Raw genomic sequence first — 17,720 nt, 5'->3', positions numbered from 1 at the left:
TCGCGGTGCTCCGGCCTGCGCCGGGCAACCGTTTCTCCCCCTGGAATCCATGGATCAGATCAAACTCACGCAATTCTCCCACGGCGGCGGATGCGGCTGCAAAATCGCTCCCGCCGTGCTGTCGAAGCTGCTCGCGCACGCCCCGGCGGGCCTGGTCCCGCCGGATCTGCTGGTCGGCACCGAGACCGCCGACGACGCCGCGGTGTATCGCCTCAACGACCGCCAGGCGATCGTCGCGACGACCGACTTCTTCACGCCGATCGTCGACGACCCGTATGATTTCGGCCGCATCGCCGCGACCAACGCGCTGTCCGACGTCTACGCGATGGGCGGGCGCCCGATCATGGCGCTCGCGATCGTCGGCATGCCGATCGACAAGCTGCCGCCCGAAGTCATCGGCCGCATCCTCGAAGGCGGCGCGTCGGTGTGCCGCGACGCCGGCATCCCGATCGCCGGCGGGCATTCGATCGACGTCCTCGAACCGATCTACGGGCTCGTCGGCCTGGGCGTTGTCGACCCCGCCCAGGTCAAGACCAACGCCGGCGCGCAGGCCGGCGACGTGCTGATCCTGACCAAGCCGCTCGGCATCGGCATCCTGTCGGCCGGGCTCAAGAAAGGCCTGATCAAAGATGCCGACTATGCCGCGATGCTGCACTGGACGACGCTCTTGAACCGGGTCGGGATGCGCCTGGCCGGTATGGCCGGCGTGCATGCGGTGACCGATGTCACCGGCTTCGGGCTGGCCGGCCACCTGCTCGAAATCTGCCGCGGCTCGAGCCTCGCAGCGAGCGTGGCGTTCGACGAGCTGCCGACGATCGAAGCGGCGCTGCGGCTCGTGCGCGACGGCATCGCGACCGGCGCCTCGACGCGCAACTGGGCGAGCTACGGCGAATCGATCCGCTTCGCGCCCGAAGCGCCGGAGTGGCAGCGCAAGCTCATCACCGATCCGCAGACCAGCGGCGGGCTCCTGATCGCCTGCACGCCCGGCACCGTGGACGAGGTGCTCGCGGCGATCCGGGCGGAGCAGGGCAGCGACGGCCGCGTCATCGGCCGGATGGAGGCGGGCGAACCGCTGCTGCGGATCGTGTGAGGGGCGCGGTGCGACCCCGGGCCGCGCGCAGCGGCTATCCCTTCAGCATCGACACGAGCTGCTTCCAGACGGTGTCGACGATGAGCTCCTGAGCTTCGGCGGTCGGGTGGATGCCGTCGGACTGGAACAGCTCGTGCCGGTCGGCGAAGCCGTCGAGCAGGAAAGGCACTAGCGGCACCTTGTGCTTGCGGGCGACGTCGGCGAAAGTCTGTTCGAAGCGCTGCGTGTAGGCCGGGCCGTAGTTCGGCGGCATCTGCATGCCGACCAGCAGCACGCGGGCGCCGCGGCTGCGCGCGACCTCGATCATCGCCGCGAGGTTCTCGGCCAGCAGGCGTGGTGGCAGTCCGCGCAGGCCGTCGTTGGCGCCGAGTTCGAGGATCAGCAGGTCCGGCGCGTGGCGGTCGAGCGCGGCCGGCAGTCGCGAGCGTCCGCCCGAGGACGTCTCGCCGCTGACGCTGCCGTTGATCACCGTGTGGCGGAACCCTTCGCGTTCGAGGCGCGTCTGCAGCAGGGTAGGCCAGTCCTGCTTCGGGCGCAGGCCGTAGCCGGCCGAGAGGCTGTCGCCCCACACCAGTATCGTTGCCGCCTGCGCGGCGCCCGAAACCATTATTGCGAAGAAGAAGATCACGATGGATCGCAACAGCATAAAGTTCTCCGTTCCGGTGATCGAGGTCGCCGGCCTGTCGAAAAGCGTCCCGCTCGGCGACGGCGCGGGGGGCCTGCGCATTCTGCAGGATGTTTCGTTCAGCGTGGGCGCCGGCGAGTCGGTCGCGATCGTCGGCGCGTCCGGCTCCGGGAAATCCACGCTGCTCGGATTGCTCGCCGGGCTCGATGTTCCCAGCGCCGGCACCGTGCGTATCCAGGGCACCGACATCTTCTCGCTCGACGAGGATGCGCGCGCGGCGTTGCGCGGCGAGTCGGTCGGCTTCGTGTTCCAGTCGTTCCAGCTGCTGCCGGCGCTGACCGCGCTCGAAAATGTCATGTTGCCGCTCGAGCTCGCCGGCGCCGACGATGCCGACGCCATCGCGCGCCAGTGGCTCGGGCGGGTCGGGCTGGCCGCGCGCGTGCGCCATTACCCCAAGCATCTTTCCGGCGGCGAGCAGCAGCGCGTCGCGCTCGCCCGCGCGTTCGCGCCGAGCCCGCGGCTGCTGCTCGCCGACGAGCCGACCGGCAACCTCGACGTCGCGACCGGCGAGGCGATCATCGAGCTGATTTTTTCGCTGAACCGCGAAGCGGGTACGACGCTGATCCTCGTGACCCATGACGAATCGCTGGCGCGTCGCTGCGGGCGGATATTGCGGATGCACAACGGCGCGCTGAGCGAGCCCGCGATCGCGCTCGGGGCGGCAACCTAGCGCTTCGCGCCTAGTGGCGATGCCGGCGACTCCAGCGCCTGCAATACGCGCGCCGCGGTGTCGACGCCCGAGCGCACCGCCGATTCGAGCGTAGCCGGATAGTCCGGGTCGAGATAGTCGCCGGCGAGCCACAGCCCGGCGATCGGCGTCTGCGGGCCGGGGCGGGCGAGGCCCGGGCGGCACGCGAAGGTCGCGCGTTTCTCGGTGATGACCTGCGACCATTCGGCCGCGGGCAGGCGGCGTTGCAACTGGCGTTCGAGCTGCGCATGCACCGCGAGTGCGAGCGCTTCGCGCGACAGCGCCTCGTGTGCGCCGTGCGCGCTGATCACGCAGGCGATGAGGCCAGCCGGGCCGCCGAGCCGGCCGCGGTCGAAAGCCCACTGCGCGGGGCCGTCGGCGAGGCCGATCATCACGTGCGCGAGCCGCAGCGGCTTGCCGAGCGCGAGGTACACGGTCGTGATCGGTTCGCTCGGCAGCGCGTCGATCTTTGCTGCGAGCCGGCTGCAGCCATCGAGCGGGGCGAGCAGCGCCGCGGCGTGATGCGGCGCGGCGGCGACGACGACGTGCGCGTAGCGCTGGTCGGCCGGATCGCCTTCGAGGCGGAATCCGCCGCCGGCGACGGGGCGGATCGCCTCGACCGCGGTGCCGGTGCGCAGCTTGCCGCGCCGCACGGCCAGATAGCGCGCCGCCGGCACCGGGAAGAGTTCCGACAGGTCGACGCGCGGGATCAGCAGCTCGCTTGCCGAAGCTCCCGCCGCGAGACTGTCGCGCAGGACGCTCGCGAAGACCTGCGCCGACGCCTCGGCGACCGGCGTGTTCAGTGCCGCGACGCACAGCGGCTCCCACACCAGGCGCGACAGCCGCTCCGGCTGGCGCGTGTCGTGCAGCAGCCGCTCGACCGTCAACTGCGCGTCGACGCGGAAACGCTGTTTTTTGAGGAAGCGCATCAGCCGCAGCATCGCGAGCCGGTCCGCCCAGCCCAGCCCGGTCGCGCGGAGCAGGCCGACCGCCAGATGCAGCGGCGCCGGCAGCCGGGCCGCCTGCAGGTGCAGGTGGCCGGGGGTGTGCAGCGTCAGCGGCAGGTGTTCGAGCAGTTTCGGCGAGCCGCCGGTCAGGCGCAGCAGGCGCGTGAGTTCGGTGTACGCGCCGATCAGGATGTGTTGGCCGTTATCGACGCGCCAGCCGTCCTTCGCGACGACCCGCGCGCGCCCGCCCAAGGTGTGCGAACGCTCGAACACCGTCACCGGCACATGCCGCCGCGCGAGCTCGACCGCGCACGCGAGGCCCGCGTAGCCGGCGCCGACGATCGCGACGGGCTGCGTCACGCCGCGGCCGTCGCCGGTTCGCCCGCGCTGCGCGTCACGCCCGGACCCACGTCGAGCCGGCGATCCAGATCTTCCTCACCGGTGTCAGCGACGTGCGCCGGTCGAGCACCTGGAAGCCGTCGCGCGCGATCTCGTCGAGCAGCGTGCGATAGATCGCCGCCATCACCAGGCCGGGCCGCTGGGCCTTGCGATCGACCGCGGGCAGGTGCTGGAACGCCTGGTCGTAGAACTTGCGCGCCCGTTCGGCCTGGAATTGCATCAGCGCGCGGAAGTTGTCGCCGCCGTGTCCTTCGAGGATCTGGCTCGCCGGCACCTTGAAGCGCTGCAGGTCCTCGATCGGCAGATAGATCCGCCCGCGCCGCGCGTCCTCGCCGACGTCGCGGATGATGTTCGTGAGCTGCAGCGCGATGCCCAGGTCGTGCGCGTACTTCAGCGTCTGGCGGTCCTGGTAGCCGAAGATCTCGGCCGCGAGCAGGCCGACGACGCTCGCCGCGCGGTAGCAGTACAGCTGCAGCCCCTTGAAATCGAGGTAGCGCGTCTGCCGCAGGTCCATCTCCATGCCGTCGATGACCTCGAACATCTGCTCGCGCGGCAGATTGAAGCGGGCAAGCACGTCCTTCAGCGCGAGGCCGACCGGATGGCTCGGGTCGCCGGCATACACCCGCGCGATCTCCTGGCGCCACCAGTCGAGCGTGTTCTGTGCGATCTGCACGTCGTTGCATTCATCGACGACGTCGTCGACCTCGCGGCAGAACGCATACAGCGCGATGATCGCCTGCCGCCGTTCGGGCGGCAGGAACAGGAAGCTGTAATAGAAGCTGGAGCCGCTTTTTGCGGCCTTGTCCTGGCAGTACTCGTGAGGGGTCATGGGCGGTTATCCGGTTCCTTCATATCGCAGCGCGCGCCACGCGAGCCGCGGCCAGTCGCTGCGGCCGAGCGTCGGGCGGCGGCGGAACACGTCGTAGTCCGCCGCTTCGATCAGTTCGAGGATGCGCAGCCCGCCGGCGACCATCAGGCGCAGCTCCCAGCCGATGCGTCCGGGCAGGCGGCGTGCGAGCGGCGCGCCTTCGAGCATCGTCGTGCGCGCGCGCTGCACCTCGAACGTCAACAACGCGCGCCACCGCTCGTCGCAGCGGCCGGCGTCGATGTCCGCCTCGCCGACGCCGAAGCGCGCGAGGTCGTCCTGCGGCACGTAGATGCGGCGCTTCGCCCAGTCGACCGCGACGTCCTGCCAGAAGTTGATCAGCTGCAGGCTGGTGCAGATCTTGTCCGACAGCCGCAGGTTGTCCGCCGTTGCCGCGCCGTAGAGATGCAGCAGCAGGCGCCCGACCGGGTTCGCCGAGCGGCGGCAATAATCGGCCAGCTCGGCGAAGTCGGCGTAGCGCGTCTTGCCGACGTCCTGGCCGAAGGCGTCGAGGAGATCGCGGAACAGCGGCAGCGGCAGCGCGTGGGTGCGGATGTTGCGGGCGAGGCGGTCGAACATCGGCGCGAGCCCGGCATCGCGGGGCGGCGCGCCGCGCCCGATCGCGTCGAGTTCGAGGCGGTAGTCGTCGAGCCGCGCGAGCCGTGCAATCGCCGGCGCGTCGCCTTCGTCGGCGATGTCGTCAGCGCTGCGGGCAAACGCGTAAATGGCTTCCACCGGCTCGCGCAAACGGGCCGGAAGCAGCAGCGACGCGACAGGAAAGTTCTCGTAGTGATCGACGGGCATGGCGGGGCGCCGGGAGTATACGCGATCAGCGTGGCGCCTTCCGGTGTTCGGCACCCATTTGTTCGGCGCCTATTTGTTCGATTGGCCCCTGCGCTGCCTGCCGCATCAACCGCGACAGCAGGGCGACAAGCACCGCCGTTCGGATTATTGTTCGGGGCTGCATGCGAGCGGCGTGTCCCGGGATGGGGGCGGGAGTGGAGCTGTGCGGCATTTTTGTCAATGAGGGGGCGTTGAATCGATGCTGGAACTCGACGGCCTGGCGAAACGCTTCGACGGGCAAGCCGGACGGGCGCTTTTCTCGCACGTGTCGCTGCGGCTCGCGCCCGGCGAGTGCGTCGCGATCATGGGGGAATCCGGCGTCGGCAAGTCGACGCTCCTGAACTGCATCGCCGGGCTCGAAGCCGTCGATGCGGGCAGCATCCGGCTCGACGGCACTGAGCTCGTCGCGCTCGACGACGACGCCTTCGCCCGGCTGCGGCGGCGCAGCTACGGTTTCGTGTTCCAGGCTTTTCACCTGCTGCCGCACCTGACGCTCGCGCAGAATGTCGCGTTGCCGCTGTGGCTGCTCGACTGCGCCGCTGCCGAGGCGCAGCAGCGGGCGACAGCGATGCTCGCGCAGGTCGGGCTTGGGGACCGCGCCGACGACTGGCCGCGGCATTTGTCCGGCGGCGAGATGCAGCGCGTCGCGATCGCCCGCGCGCTGGTGCATCGCCCGACGCTGGTGCTCGCCGACGAGCCGACCGGCAACCTCGACGCCGAGCGCGCCGCCGACGTCCTCGAGCTGCTGCTCGGCAGTATCCGCAGCGCCGGCGCGATCGGCATCCTCGTCACGCATTCCCGCGCCGCGGCCGCGCGTACCGACCGCGTGCTGCGCCTGACCGCGACCGGTCTCGCCGAGGAGGCGGTGGCCGCGTGAGCGCTTCGCCGGGCCGTCCCAGGAAGCGCCAATGAACGCCGGGCTGCGCCACGTGTTCCTGGCGAGCCTCGCCCGGCGGCGGCTCGCGACTGCGCTGTCCTTGCTCGCGATCGCGCTCGGCGTCGCGCTCGGCCTCGCGGTGCAGCTGATCCACGGCGCGGCACTCGACGAATTCGGCCGCGGCATGCGCCTCGTCGCCGGCGAAGCGGACCTGCAGGTGATGGGCCCGCGCACCGGATTCGACGACGCGCTCTACGTCCTGCTCGCGCAGCGCCCCGAAGTGGCCGACGCGAGCCCGATCCTCGAAGTCGAGGCGTCGTTGCCGCAGCGCGACGATTCCTTGCGCGTGTTCGGCGTCGACGCGCTGCGCGTGCGGCGCGTCCAGCCCGCGCTGATGCCGGTGCCCGAGGCGGAAGTTGCCGGCGAATTCGGCATCTTCGCCGCGGACGGGGTATTCCTCAGCCCCGCTGCGCAGGCCGCGCTCGGACCGGGCACGGGCGGCACGCTCGCGGTGCTCGCCGGTCCGCGCGAAGAACACCTGCGCATCCTCGGCAGCGTCCCCGGCGCCGGCCGCGGCCAGCGCCTTGCGGTCATGGACATCGCTGCCGCGCAGCGGCTGTTCGACCAGGTCGGGCGCGTCACGCGCATCGATCTGCGCCTTGCGCAAGGCGTCGACCGCGCTGCGGCGATCGAGCGGCTGCGTCCGCTGCTGCCGCCCGGCGTCGAACTGCTCGCCCCCGAAGCCGCCGCGTCGCAGGTCGCCGGGCTGTCGCGCGCGTACCGCGTGAACCTCACGATGCTCGCCGCGATCGCGCTGCTGACGGGCGGCTTCCTCGTGTTCTCGACGCAGCTGCTGTCGGTCGTGCGCCGGCGCCAGGAGCTCGCGCTCCTGCGCGCGCTCGGCCTCGACCGCCGTACCTTGCTGCGCGGCCTGCTCGCCGAAGGCGCGCTGCTCGGGTTCGTCGGCGGGCTGGTCGGCGTCGCGCTCGGCTACGCGCTGAGCGCGCTCGCGTTCTCGATCGTCGGCGCGGACCTCGGCGCCGGCTATTTCGAGGGCGTCGAACCCGGCCTGCGCTTCGAACCGCTTGCCACCGCGGTCTACCTCGTGCTCGGCGTCGCGGCCGGTGTCGCGGGGGCGTGGCTGCCGGCGCGCGAAGCGAGCCGCGTCGCGCCGGCCCGCGCCTTGCGCGCCAGCGACGACGTCGAGGTGTTGCGGGCGCGCCCGCGCGGGCCGGCCGCGCTCGCGTCGCTGGGGCTCGCGCTGCTGCTGTGCCTGCTGCCGCCGCTCGGCGGCATCCCGGTGTTCGGCTACGCGGCGATCGCGCTGATCCTCGCCGGCTCGGTGCTGGTCCTGCCGGCCGTCGTGCGGCTCGCGATGCGCGCCCTCGACGGCGGGCGTTTCGTCCTGCTGCGCCTCGCGCACGCCCGGCTCGCCGCCGCGCCCGGGCAGGTCGTGGTCGCCGGAGCCGGCGTCGTCGCCAGCGTCGCGCTCGCCGCCGCGATGGCGATCATGGTGAGTTCATTCCGCACCTCGGTCGACGACTGGCTGTCCGACGTGCTGCCCGCGGATCTCTACCTGCGCGCGTCCTCGTCGGGCGCGAGCGCGTTCCTGACGCCCGAAGTCATCGCCCAGGTGGCCGCGACTCCCGGCGTCTCGTCAGTGCAGCCGGTGCGTTTCGACACGCTGCGTCTCGACGAGGCGCAGTTTCCGGTGACGCTGATCGCCCGCCCCGTCGCCGAGGGCGCCCCGGTGCCGCTCGTCGAAGGCGACGCCGCCAGCGTGCGCGGAGCCGATGGCCTGCCGCCCGCGTGGGTGTCCGAAGCGATGGCCGATCTTTTCCGCCTCGCCGTCGGCGACACGCTGTCGCTGCCGTTCGGCGGCGCGCCGCACCGCTTCCGCGTCGCCGGTGTGTGGCGCGACTATGCGCGGCAGCACGGCGCCGTGCTCGTCGAGCTCGCCGACTACCGGGCGCTGACCAATGATTCCCGCTCGAACAACGTCGCGATCCGCGTCGCTCCCGGCGTGCAGGCGGAAACGGTCGCCGCGGCGCTGCAGGCGCAGTTCGTCGGACGGAACTTCGAACTCGCCGCGCCGGGCGAGATCCGCGCGACGACGCTGGCGGTTTTCGACCGCACCTTCCTTGTCACCTACCTGATGGAAGCCGTCGCGATCCTGATCGGTCTCTTTGGCGTCAGCACCAGCTTTGCCGCGCTCGCGACCGCGCGGCGCAAGGAATTCGGCATGCTGCGCCACCTCGGGCTCACGCGGCGCGACATCGGCCGGCTGCTCGCGCTCGAAGGCGCGCTCGGCGCGGCGGTCGGCGTCGCGGTCGGCCTGGCGGCGGGCGGCGCGGTCGCGCTGGTGCTGGTCGAAGTCGTCAATCGCCAGAGCTTTCACTGGAGCATGGACATCCGGCTGCCGCTGGCGGCGTTGGCCGCGTTCGCCGTCACGCTGGTGCTGCTCGCGGCCGTCGCCGCGCGGCTGTCGGGTTACCAGGCGATGCGCCAGTCAGCGGTGCTCGCAGTGCGGGAGGACTGGTGATGCGCGCCTATTTTGCCGCGGCGCTGCTGTGCCTCGGGTCGGGCCTGCCGGCGGCGCCGCCGGCGCCGAGCGGGAGCAATAACGAGAGCGATCCGCCCGGCTATCCGCCGGTCGTCGCCGGCCGCCCGCTGCAGTTTCCCGCCGACCACGGCGCGCACCCCGATTACCGCACCGAGTGGTGGTACGTGACTGGCTGGGTCACCGACGAGGACGGCGTCGAGCGCGGCTTCCAGGTCACGTTCTTTCGCGTGCGCACGCGCATCGGCGAGGACAACCCGAGCCGCTTCGCGCCGCGCCAGCTGATCCTCGCGCACGCCGCGGTTGCCGATCCGGCCGAAGGCCGGCTGCTGCACGCCGAACGCGGCGAACGCGCGCTCGACCCGCTTGCCGGCGCCGCCACCGGGCACACCCGCGCGTGGATCGGCGAGTGGGCGCTCGAATGGTCGCAGGACCATTACCGCGCTTCGGTCGACGCCGACAGCTTCGCCTACGACCTGCGCTTCGATCCCGCCGGTCCGCCGCTGCCCAACGGCCAGGACGGCTTCAGCCAGAAAGCGCCCGACCCGCGACACGCGAGCTATTACTACAGCCGTCCGCAGCTCGGCGTGAGCGGCACCCTGCGCGTGCGGGGCAAGACGCACCGCGTCACCGGCCACGCGTGGCTGGACCACGAATGGTCGAGCGCTTACCTGCCGGAAAAGGCGCGCGGCTGGGACTGGATCGGCATCAACCTCGCCGACGGCGGCGCGCTGATGGCGTTTCGCATGCGCACCGCCACCGGCGAAGCGACGTGGACCGCCGGCACGCTGCGCCGCGGCAACGAGCCTGCGCGCGCGCTCGCTCCCGCACAGGTCACGTTCATCCCCGGGCGGCGCTGGCGCTCGCCGCGCACCGGCACCGAATACCCGGTCGAATGGCAGCTCGACATCGACGGCCGCCGCCTGCAGCTGCAGCCGCTGATGGACGACCAGGAGCTCGACAGCCGCCGCACGACCGGCGCCGTTTACTGGGAAGGTGCGGTGCGCCTCGTCGAAAACGGCCGCGAGATCGGGCGCGGCTACCTGGAGATGACGGGCTACGGCGAGCGCCTGAGAATGTAGCGTCGATGTAACGTTTGGTATCCCCCCTTCTATGTATAATCCGCGCTCCGGGCGTCGTTCGAGCGCCTGGCGGGCGAGGGTGGCGGAATTGGTAGACGCACTGGATTTAGGTTCCAGCGCCGCAAGGCGTGAGAGTTCGAGTCTCTTCCCTCGCACCACCCGGCTTTTCCGCATCCGTTTCTACGTCCGTCTCCATCTCCGCATCCTTCCCCGTATTTTTTTCGACTCCCGCGCGGCATGATCGACCTGCACTGCCACATGCTTCCGGGTATCGACGACGGGGCGACCGACCTTGCGACCGCGCTCGACATGGCGCGCATCGCCGCGGCCGATGGCATCACCACCGTGGCGTGCACGCCGCATATCTATCCCGGCATGTTCGACAACGACAGCGCCGGCATCGCCGCGGCGATCGATGCGCTGCAGCAGGAAATCGACGCCGCCGGAATCCCCCTGCGGCTGACCTGCGGCGCCGACGCGCACGTCGCGCCGGAGCTGCTGTCGCGGCTCAAGGCGGGCAGCGTGCCGCGGCTGGGCGACAGCCGTTATTTTCTCCTTGAGCCGCCGCATCACGTCGCGCCGCCGCGCTTCGAGGAATTCGTCTTCAACCTGCTCGCGTCCGGCTACGTCCCCGTCGTGACCCACCCGGAACGGCTGACGTGGATCGACAACCACTACCCGATGTTCGGCGAACTCGTCCGCTCGGGAGCGTGGATGCAGGTGACTTCCGGCAGCCTAACCGGGCGCTTCGGCAAGGAGGCGAAATACTGGGGCGAGCGCATGCTCGACGAAGGCCTCGTGCATATTCTCGCGACCGACGCCCACAGCGCACGGCGCCGCCCGCCGCTGCTCGCGGAAGGGCGCGCGGCGGCCGAACGTCTGGTCGGTACCCATGAAGCATATAATTTGGTCGAGGTCCGGCCCGCGGGTATACTCCGCGACCTCTCGCCCGAGAAACTGCCGCCGTTGCCGCAAATCCGCCATTCTTCGGCGAATGCGCGTCCCGGCTTCTTCAACCGGCTGTTTCGACGGCATTAGCCTGCCTTGTCGAAAACGTCAGATTTTTCCGCGCCGGCCGCAGGCTCTTGCCCTAGAGTCTCGGCTCCGTCGTCCGGGGAGTGGTTGTAAATGCGTGTTTACCTTGCAGGCGTGATGTTGTCCTGCGCAATGATTTTGTCGTCCCCCCTTCACGCCCAGGCGCCGTCAACACCAGCGCCCGTGGCGTCGGTCCTCCCGTCAGCGGGCACCGCGCTCGACGACCCCGGCCCCCTGTTCGACGATTACTACATCGGGCCGTACGACCTGCTCGAAATCACCGTCTTCCAGGTCGAGGACCTGTCGCGCACGGTGCGCGTCAATGCGCGCGGCCTCATCGGACTGCCGCTGATCGGACAGGTCCAGGCCGCGGGGCTGAGCGCCCGCGTCGTCGAGGAGGAGATCGCGCGGCGCCTCACCGAGTGCTGCCTGCAGGATCCGCAGGTCACGATCTTCATCAAGGAGTTCGTCAGCCAGCGCGTGACCGTCGAAGGCGAAGTCACCAAGCCGGGCATCTTTCCGCTGTCCGGGCGCACGTCGCTGCTGCAGGCGATCGCGCTGGCTGCCGGCGTCAGCGAGATCGCCGACGTCAACCAGGTCAGCATCTTTCGCACGCTCACCGACGGCAACAAGGAGCAGCTGGTGTTCGACCTCGAAGCCGTGCGCTCCGGCAAAGTCGATGACCCGCTCATCCAGGGCAACGACGTCGTTGTGGTCGGCAGCTCGACGGCCCGGTCGATGGTCAAAAGCGTGACCGGCACCCTGCGCGGCTTCATCGGCTTCGGCACCGTCCGCTAGTCTTCCGCACGCTTCCAAAAAATTCGCAAAAAAATCCCCGGAAATGATGGATAACACAGAAAAGCCGGACGCCGGCGACGAGCGCGGGCAGGAAGTCCCGCGCCGCAACGCGCTGATCGAGCGCCGTGAAAGCACTGCGCTCGCACACCCCACCGAATGGCGTTCCCATATCGAGGAGGACGACGACGACACGATCGACCTGCGCGCGATCTGGGACACCATCGTCAAGCGCAAATGGACGGTGATCACGTTCTTCGTCATCGTCATGGTCTCGGTGCTGACCGCGACCTTCCTGATGACGCCGATCTACCGCGCCAGCCTCACGCTGCAGATCGAGCGCCAGGAAGCCAAGGTGCTCGAATACCAGGGCGTCACGCCCAACGAAATGCAGGGCGACACCAAGGACTTCTACGAGACGCAGTACGAGCTGCTGAAAAGCCGCTCGCTCGCGCAGCGCGTCATCGACCAGCTCAACCTCGGCGACCACCCGCTGTTCGCGGGGGCCAATCCGTCGCTGATCGCCAGCATCAAGGGGCTTTTCGCAGGCGAGGAAGAAGAACCCGTCGAAGGCGACGCCGAACAGGTGCGCATGCTCAAGCTGACCCAGGCTTTCCAGGCAAGCCTGACGATCGAGCCGGTGCGCAATTCGCGACTCGTCAAGATCCATTTCGACAGCCCCGACCCGGTGCTCGCGAGCCGCATCGTCAACGCCATCTCGGAAGCCTTCATCAATGTGAACCTCGAGCGGCGCATGGACGCGTCGTCGTTCGCCAAAGTGTTCCTCGAAGAGCGGCTGCAGCAGCTCAAGGTGAAGCTCGGCGAAACCGAGAAGGAACTCGTCGCGTTCGCGCGCGAGGAACAGATCGTCCGCGGCGGCGAGCAGGAAGCGAGCGTCGACACCCAGGTGATGCAGGAGTTCACCACCGCGCTGGCCAAGGCGCAGCAGGAGCGCATCCGCGCCGAGGCGCTGTACCAGCAGCTCGAAAGCGGCAGCGTCGAAGGCATCCCGCAGGTGCTCGAAAACAAGGTGATCCAGGAGTTCAAGGGGCACAAGGCCAAGCTCGAAACCGAGTACCAGGAAAACCTCAAGATCTACAAGCCCGGCTATCCGAAAATGGTCCAGCTGCAGAGCCAGATCGACGAGATGCAGGCCAAGATCGCCGAAGAACTCGCCCACGTGCGCAGCGGCATCCGCAGCGCCTATCAGGCGGCGCGCGCGCAGGAGGCGATGCTGCAGGCGAAGATGGATGAGAGCAAGCGCACCGTGCTCAACGTGCAGGACCGCAGCATCCAGTACAACATCCTCAAGCGCGAAGTCGACACCAACCGCCAGCTGTACGACGGCCTGCTGCAGCGCTACAAGGAAGTCGGCGTCGCCGGCGGCGTCGGCGTGAACAACGTGTCGGTCGTCGACAAGGCCGAAGTCCCGCTCCAGCCGTCCAAGCCCAAGACGCTGCTCAACGCGCTGATCGCCGCGATGCTCGGGCTGTTCGGCGGCATCGGCCTGGCGCTGCTGTTCGAGCATCTCGACGACACGATCAAGGATGGCGAAAGCATGGAGCGTGCGCTCGGCCTGCCGGTGCTGGGCATGGTGCCGCTGGTCAAACCGAGCCTCGACGCCACGCGCGACCTCGTGCTGGACCAGCTCGACGATCCGCGCTCGGCCTTCTCCGAAGCCTATCGTTCGCTGCGAACGGCGATGCAGTTCTCGACGCAGGACGGGATACCGAAAGTGCTGATGGTCACCAGCGCGTCGATGGGCGAAGGCAAGAGCACCACCGCGCTGGCGCTGGCGGTCAACCTGTCGCAAATGGGTGCGAAAGTCCTGCTGGTCGATGCCGACCTGCGCAAGGCCTCGGTGCACCGCAAGCTCGGCATACCCAACACGGCGGGGCTGACGAACTACCTCGCGGGCGACTCCAAGCCAGTCGACGTCACGCAGCCGACGCCCTATGACAAGCTCTTCGTCATCACGTCCGGGCCGCTGCCGCCGAACCCGGCGGAACTCCTCGGCAGCGCCAAGATGGTCGCGCTGCTCGACGTCGCCAAGGACCGTTTCGACTGCGTCATCGTCGATGGCCCGCCGGTGCTCGGCCTCGCCGACGCGCCGCTGCTCGGCAGCATCACCGATGCCACCGTCGTCGTCGTCGAGGCGGGTGGCACGCGCAAGGACTTCCTCGCCGGCGCGCTCAAGCGCCTGCGCAGCACACGGACCCACGTCATCGGCGGCGTGCTGACGAAGATCGCCTCCCGCAGCGGCGCCCAGGGCTACTACTACAACTCCTACTACCAGTACGGCGGCGACACCGAAGGCAGTCGTTCCGCGGCATGAGCGCGGCCAACCAGCAGGGCGGCGGGGGGGCCGCCGAGCTAGCGCTGGCCGTGTTCGCCGAGCCGACGCGCTTCGGCGAACTGGTGCGCGGCGGCGGATCGCTGCCTGCGGACACGATCGTCGTCATGCGCGCGGCAGCCGAAGCGATTCGCGACGGCAGGCAGCACGGGCTCGACGAGAACCGGCGAGCGGCGCTGTTCTTCGTCGAGCATGTACTGCTGGCGTACGAAGCGGGCCATTACCGCGCTCTCGGGCTGAACCGGGACGCGACGGACGACCAGGTGCGCGAGCACTACCGCGTCATGATGGGCATTTTCCATCCCGATCGTCAGGGCTGGGCCGACAGCGACCGGGAAAAACTCTCGGCGCGGATCAACCTCGCGCACCACGTGCTGCGGGACGCTCACCGCCGCGCGGCCTACGACCTGGAGCGGATGCAGGCGCGGCCGCGGATGTCCGTCTCGATCAAGATCGTCTCGCAGGCGGAACGCAAACGCGCCGCCGATGCCGCCCCCACGCTGACGGAAAAACTGCCGCTGACCGTGCGGCGGAATTTCCCGCAGTACGTGCTCGGCAGCGTCGCGCTCGTCGGCTTCGTCGCCGTCCTCGCCGTCTATCTCAATCGCGCGCCTGCCGGCGCGATCGGCGCATCCCGGGCGGCGTCGAAAGCCCCGGCCGCCGTCGTCCGCCCCGAAGGTGCCGCCCCGGTTCCGCAGGCCCCGGTTCAGCAGGCCCCCCTCGCAGCGGCGCCGGCGAAGGTGGCAGAAGCCGTGCCGGCGAAGGTGGCAGAAGCCGTGCCGGCCAAGGCGATGCCCGCCGCGCGTCCGCCGGTCGTCGTCGACAAACCGCTCGAAGTAGCCGCAGCGCCTGTCGCAGCCCCGCCGCCGCGCCCGCTCCCGCAGCCGGAAACGCAACCCCCGCCAGTCGAAATCATTCCCGCACTCGCCGTGGGGGCACCTGCTCCCGCGAGCCCGCCGGCCGAAGCGCCCGTTCCTGCGGGCCTGACGGTATCGGACGCAGCGCGCGTCCTGGGCCAGTTCTCGTCGTCTTACCAGCTCGGCGACATCGACCGCTTCATGAAGCTGTTCACCGACGATGCACGCTCCGAAACCGGCCGCAAAGCGCAGATCCGCAAGGACTACGAGCAGTTGTTCGAGTCTACGCAGGCGCGTCGCATCGAACTCCTCGACATGCGCTGGTCGCCGGACAGCGCCTCGGCGCGCGGCGAAGGCGGCTACCTGGTACGGATCCGGCGCAGGGGCGACGCCGGCGAGGAAGTGTTCGCCGGATCGATTCGCATGGAACTCACCCGGCGCGGCCAGGACGTGCTCATCAGCGGCCTGTTCCACAAGCCCTCGGACTGACCCGGCAGGGCGGGCGGGCTGAAACCCGTCCGCTCGCCCGGCGCGCTTTCCCCCTGCACAATTGAAAAGGGCCCCGCGCTGTGCGGAGCCCTTCGGAAGCTCGCCCGGCGGCGGCGCGAGGCCGCCCGGCTTATTGCCCGCTGATCGGGGCGTCGTTGTTGTCGTCGTCGCGGCTCATGCCGACCGTGGCGCCCGCCAAGACCACGCCGCCGCCGATGATTGCTCCCATGCCGGAACTCAGGCCCGCCAGGCTGATGCCCGATTTGAGTCCGGAGCCGGCCTCCCCCGGGGCGCCGATTGCGGCGGCATACTTCACCGGTTCGGGGTTCGCCGACAGCGGACCCGTCGCGCAGACATCCACGCCGCCGATCGCCAGCACCGCGTTTTCCTTGAGGTTGGTCACGCAGCCTTCGGTAAACGCGACGTCGGCCTTCGAACCTTTCAGCGTGATGACGCGGTCGCCTTCGACCAGCGTGGAACCGGCCTTGGCGATGGTGTAGTCCTTGCCCTTGTGGATCAGAACTTTCCCGTCGACCGCCGTCAGCGCGGCAACCTGCAGCGGCTCGGCGGCGTGTGCGGCACCCATCGCGGTGCCAACCAGGGTGATTGCGGCGGCAATTCCGGTGATCTTTTTCATTGTTTGGCCTCTTGGTGAATTCGATGTAACAAAACTTTGTAGAAAGGTACACGGCTCATCAATGACCGTCAAGTTGTTCGATCACGATGTCATCAAACCAGATCGGCCCCTTGGCTTCGAAATCCAGCGCGACCCGGCCACCGAGCTGCAGCCGCAGCACCTGTGCCGCGCAATCCGCGGCGGGAACGGTGAAGGCCGTCTCGAACTTCCGCCACGCCGAGCGGCCGGAAAAATGCTCCGTGACACCGATCTGCCGCTCGCGCGCGCCGAGGCACGAAACCGCCCACGCCAGTCCCGGTTCCGCTTCCAGCCCGTCGGGGCGCACGCGGCCGCGCAGCACGTAGCTTCCCGGTTCCAGCATCAGGTGCTGGCTCAGGTGGCGGTAGCGCACGCGCGGGCCGCGAAACACGACGTTCAGCGCTGCGCCACCGGTCGCGCCGGGTGTAGGCAGCGGCTCGACCAGCACGTGGCCCGCCTTCGCGCTGACCCAGTCGAAGCCGACGCCCGAGAGCGGCTGTTCAAAGCCGCCGTTGAACACATTGCCCATTCCTTCGAGCTGCTCCACCGGCAGCGCGCTCATCCACGCCAGCCGCGCATCGAGCCACAGGCCTTCGCGCTGCAAGCGCCGCAGCACCGCCGCCAAGCCGTGGCCCTGCAGCGAATTCGCCGCGCTCTGTTCCGACAGCGAATACAGCGCCATCACCGTTTCCAGCCGCTCGCCCTTGTTCGCCACGAAAGCGACGAACGCCGGCCACCACGCCACGGGTTCCGCGAGCAGCGCCGAAAACGCCGCGCGATTGGCGGGTTCGTCCGCGATGCGCAGCAGTTCCGGGAACGTCGATGCGTGCAGGCTGCTGCGGCGCGCCAGCGCTACGCTCGAGTGACGCAGTGCCGCGGCGAGCTCGTTGCGCCCGAGCTCGAACCCGGCCGCGATCAGGCGCACATCCACCTTCGCCGGCGCGAAGGCCACTGCCGCGTCGATCGCGCTCCTCGCATGCTGCTCGTCGCCGGCCTTTTCCCACAACGCGCCCAGCAACGCGTACGACAAGCCGTAAGTCGGATCGGCGCGCACCGCCCGCTGCAGCAGCGCGACCCCCCCTTGCGGGTCGGCGTCGAGCAGCTGCCGCGCCTCGCGGGTCAGCGCGACCGGATGTTCGACGCCGGGCAGTTCGGTCGCGGCCACCGTTTCACCGGCGTCGGTGTAGTGGTCGGCGAGGTTCAGCGTGACGATCCGCCACGCCGCGAGCGCGGCGAACAGCGCGAAAGCGAGCCACTTGGCGAGGTTGAGCGGATGCGTGAAGGGGGGCGGGCGGTTTGGCATGGGGGCGGAGTATACCCGGCGCACGTTTGGCGACCGATTTTAGAACTTGAGACTCAGCTTGACGCAAGCGCACACCGCAAGGGCGGATGAGCCGAAGGCGTTATCCGCCAAGCATTGCGACAGTGCATGTGCAGGCGCCGGAGTGGTGGAAGGCGCTGCGCTTTTCCACCCTACGCGGGCTGCGCCGACTGCCCGGT

General features: G+C 69.5%; 15 protein-coding genes and 1 tRNA gene. 10 read left to right on the top strand and 6 right to left on the bottom strand.

Features of this window, described 5'->3' with window-relative positions:
• The first annotated feature begins 49 nt into the window (after positions 1–49).
• The gene (selD, locus tag GO606_RS15655; protein ID WP_169119225.1) at positions 50–1,090 is read left to right on the top strand and encodes a selenide, water dikinase SelD; all 1,041 of its coding nucleotides are present in this window, start codon (positions 50–52) and stop codon (positions 1,088–1,090) included.
• 34 nt (positions 1,091–1,124) lie between these two features.
• Here the strand turns inward: selD and GO606_RS15650 are convergent, their stop codons facing one another.
• Complete coding sequence (locus tag GO606_RS15650; protein WP_169119226.1) at positions 1,125–1,736, bottom strand: arylesterase; 612 nt, start codon at positions 1,734–1,736, stop codon at positions 1,125–1,127.
• Between GO606_RS15650 and GO606_RS15645 the strand changes: the two genes are divergently transcribed.
• On the top strand, positions 1,720–2,445 hold the full coding sequence (locus GO606_RS15645) for an ABC transporter ATP-binding protein (protein WP_169119227.1): 726 nt from the start codon (positions 1,720–1,722) through the stop codon (positions 2,443–2,445). The genes GO606_RS15650 and GO606_RS15645 overlap by 17 nt on opposite strands.
• Here GO606_RS15645 and hpnE read toward each other — a convergent pair.
• Genes hpnE through hpnC form a run of 3 tightly spaced genes read right to left on the bottom strand, consistent with a single transcriptional unit; the run spans position 2,442 to position 5,478 of the window.
• A complete protein-coding gene (gene hpnE, locus GO606_RS15640) occupies positions 2,442–3,770 on the bottom strand; it encodes a hydroxysqualene dehydroxylase HpnE (RefSeq protein ID WP_169119228.1) in 1,329 nt (442 codons plus the stop codon). The genes GO606_RS15645 and hpnE overlap by 4 nt on opposite strands.
• 34 nt (positions 3,771–3,804) lie before the next feature.
• On the bottom strand, positions 3,805–4,638 hold the full coding sequence (gene hpnD, locus GO606_RS15635) for a presqualene diphosphate synthase HpnD (RefSeq protein ID WP_169119229.1): 834 nt from the start codon (positions 4,636–4,638) through the stop codon (positions 3,805–3,807).
• A gap of 6 nt (positions 4,639–4,644) precedes the next feature.
• Entirely contained in the window at positions 4,645–5,478 is an 834-nt protein-coding gene (gene hpnC / locus GO606_RS15630) for a squalene synthase HpnC (protein WP_169119230.1), read from the bottom strand.
• Between the two features lie 238 nt (positions 5,479–5,716).
• Here hpnC and GO606_RS15625 point away from each other — a divergent pair, with 238 nt between their 5' ends.
• The 8 genes from GO606_RS15625 (at position 5,717) to GO606_RS15590 (ending at position 15,565) form a co-directional block, all read left to right on the top strand.
• Positions 5,717–6,394 carry an ABC transporter ATP-binding protein gene (locus tag GO606_RS15625; protein WP_169119231.1) on the top strand — a complete coding sequence of 226 codons (678 nt, stop codon included), beginning with the start codon at positions 5,717–5,719 and terminating at the stop codon, positions 6,392–6,394.
• Between the two features lie 31 nt (positions 6,395–6,425).
• Complete coding sequence (locus tag GO606_RS15620) at positions 6,426–8,936, top strand: FtsX-like permease family protein (RefSeq protein ID WP_169119232.1); 2,511 nt, start codon at positions 6,426–6,428, stop codon at positions 8,934–8,936.
• Positions 8,936–10,036 carry a lipocalin-like domain-containing protein gene (locus GO606_RS15615; RefSeq protein WP_169119233.1) on the top strand — a complete coding sequence of 367 codons (1,101 nt, stop codon included), beginning with the start codon at positions 8,936–8,938 and terminating at the stop codon, positions 10,034–10,036. Before GO606_RS15620 ends, GO606_RS15615 begins: the two co-directional genes overlap by 1 nt.
• A 73-nt stretch (positions 10,037–10,109) precedes the next feature.
• Positions 10,110–10,194 (top strand) — tRNA-Leu (locus GO606_RS15610).
• 79 nt (positions 10,195–10,273) lie between these two features.
• Positions 10,274–11,074 (top strand): tyrosine-protein phosphatase, encoded by an 801-nt coding sequence (locus GO606_RS15605; protein WP_169119234.1) that lies wholly within the window; start codon positions 10,274–10,276, stop codon positions 11,072–11,074.
• A 180-nt stretch (positions 11,075–11,254) separates the two neighbouring features.
• A complete protein-coding gene (locus GO606_RS15600; protein WP_169119235.1) occupies positions 11,255–11,869 on the top strand; it encodes a polysaccharide biosynthesis/export family protein in 615 nt (204 codons plus the stop codon).
• 43 nt (positions 11,870–11,912) lie between these two features.
• On the top strand, positions 11,913–14,201 hold the full coding sequence (locus GO606_RS15595; protein WP_246979648.1) for a GumC family protein: 2,289 nt from the start codon (positions 11,913–11,915) through the stop codon (positions 14,199–14,201).
• On the top strand, positions 14,198–15,565 hold the full coding sequence (locus GO606_RS15590; RefSeq protein ID WP_169119237.1) for a DnaJ domain-containing protein: 1,368 nt from the start codon (positions 14,198–14,200) through the stop codon (positions 15,563–15,565). Before GO606_RS15595 ends, GO606_RS15590 begins: the two co-directional genes overlap by 4 nt.
• Positions 15,566–15,695: 130 nt before the next feature.
• Here GO606_RS15590 and GO606_RS15585 read toward each other — a convergent pair whose 3' ends face one another.
• Both GO606_RS15585 and GO606_RS15580 read right to left on the bottom strand, forming a co-directional pair.
• Positions 15,696–16,202, bottom strand: coding sequence for a hypothetical protein (locus GO606_RS15585; RefSeq protein WP_169119238.1), 507 nt, complete (start codon positions 16,200–16,202; stop codon positions 15,696–15,698).
• Positions 16,203–16,260: 58 nt separating this feature from the next.
• On the bottom strand, positions 16,261–17,523 hold the full coding sequence (locus GO606_RS15580; RefSeq protein WP_169119239.1) for a tetratricopeptide repeat protein: 1,263 nt from the start codon (positions 17,521–17,523) through the stop codon (positions 16,261–16,263).
• Positions 17,524–17,720: the final 197 nt, after the last annotated feature.

The organism is Aromatoleum anaerobium, from assembly GCF_012910705.2.
Taxonomy (GTDB): Bacteria; Pseudomonadota; Gammaproteobacteria; order Burkholderiales; family Rhodocyclaceae; genus Aromatoleum; species Aromatoleum anaerobium.
Note: the sequence above shows the minus strand (reverse complement) of the source record. Positions and strands in the feature narration are given on the sequence as shown.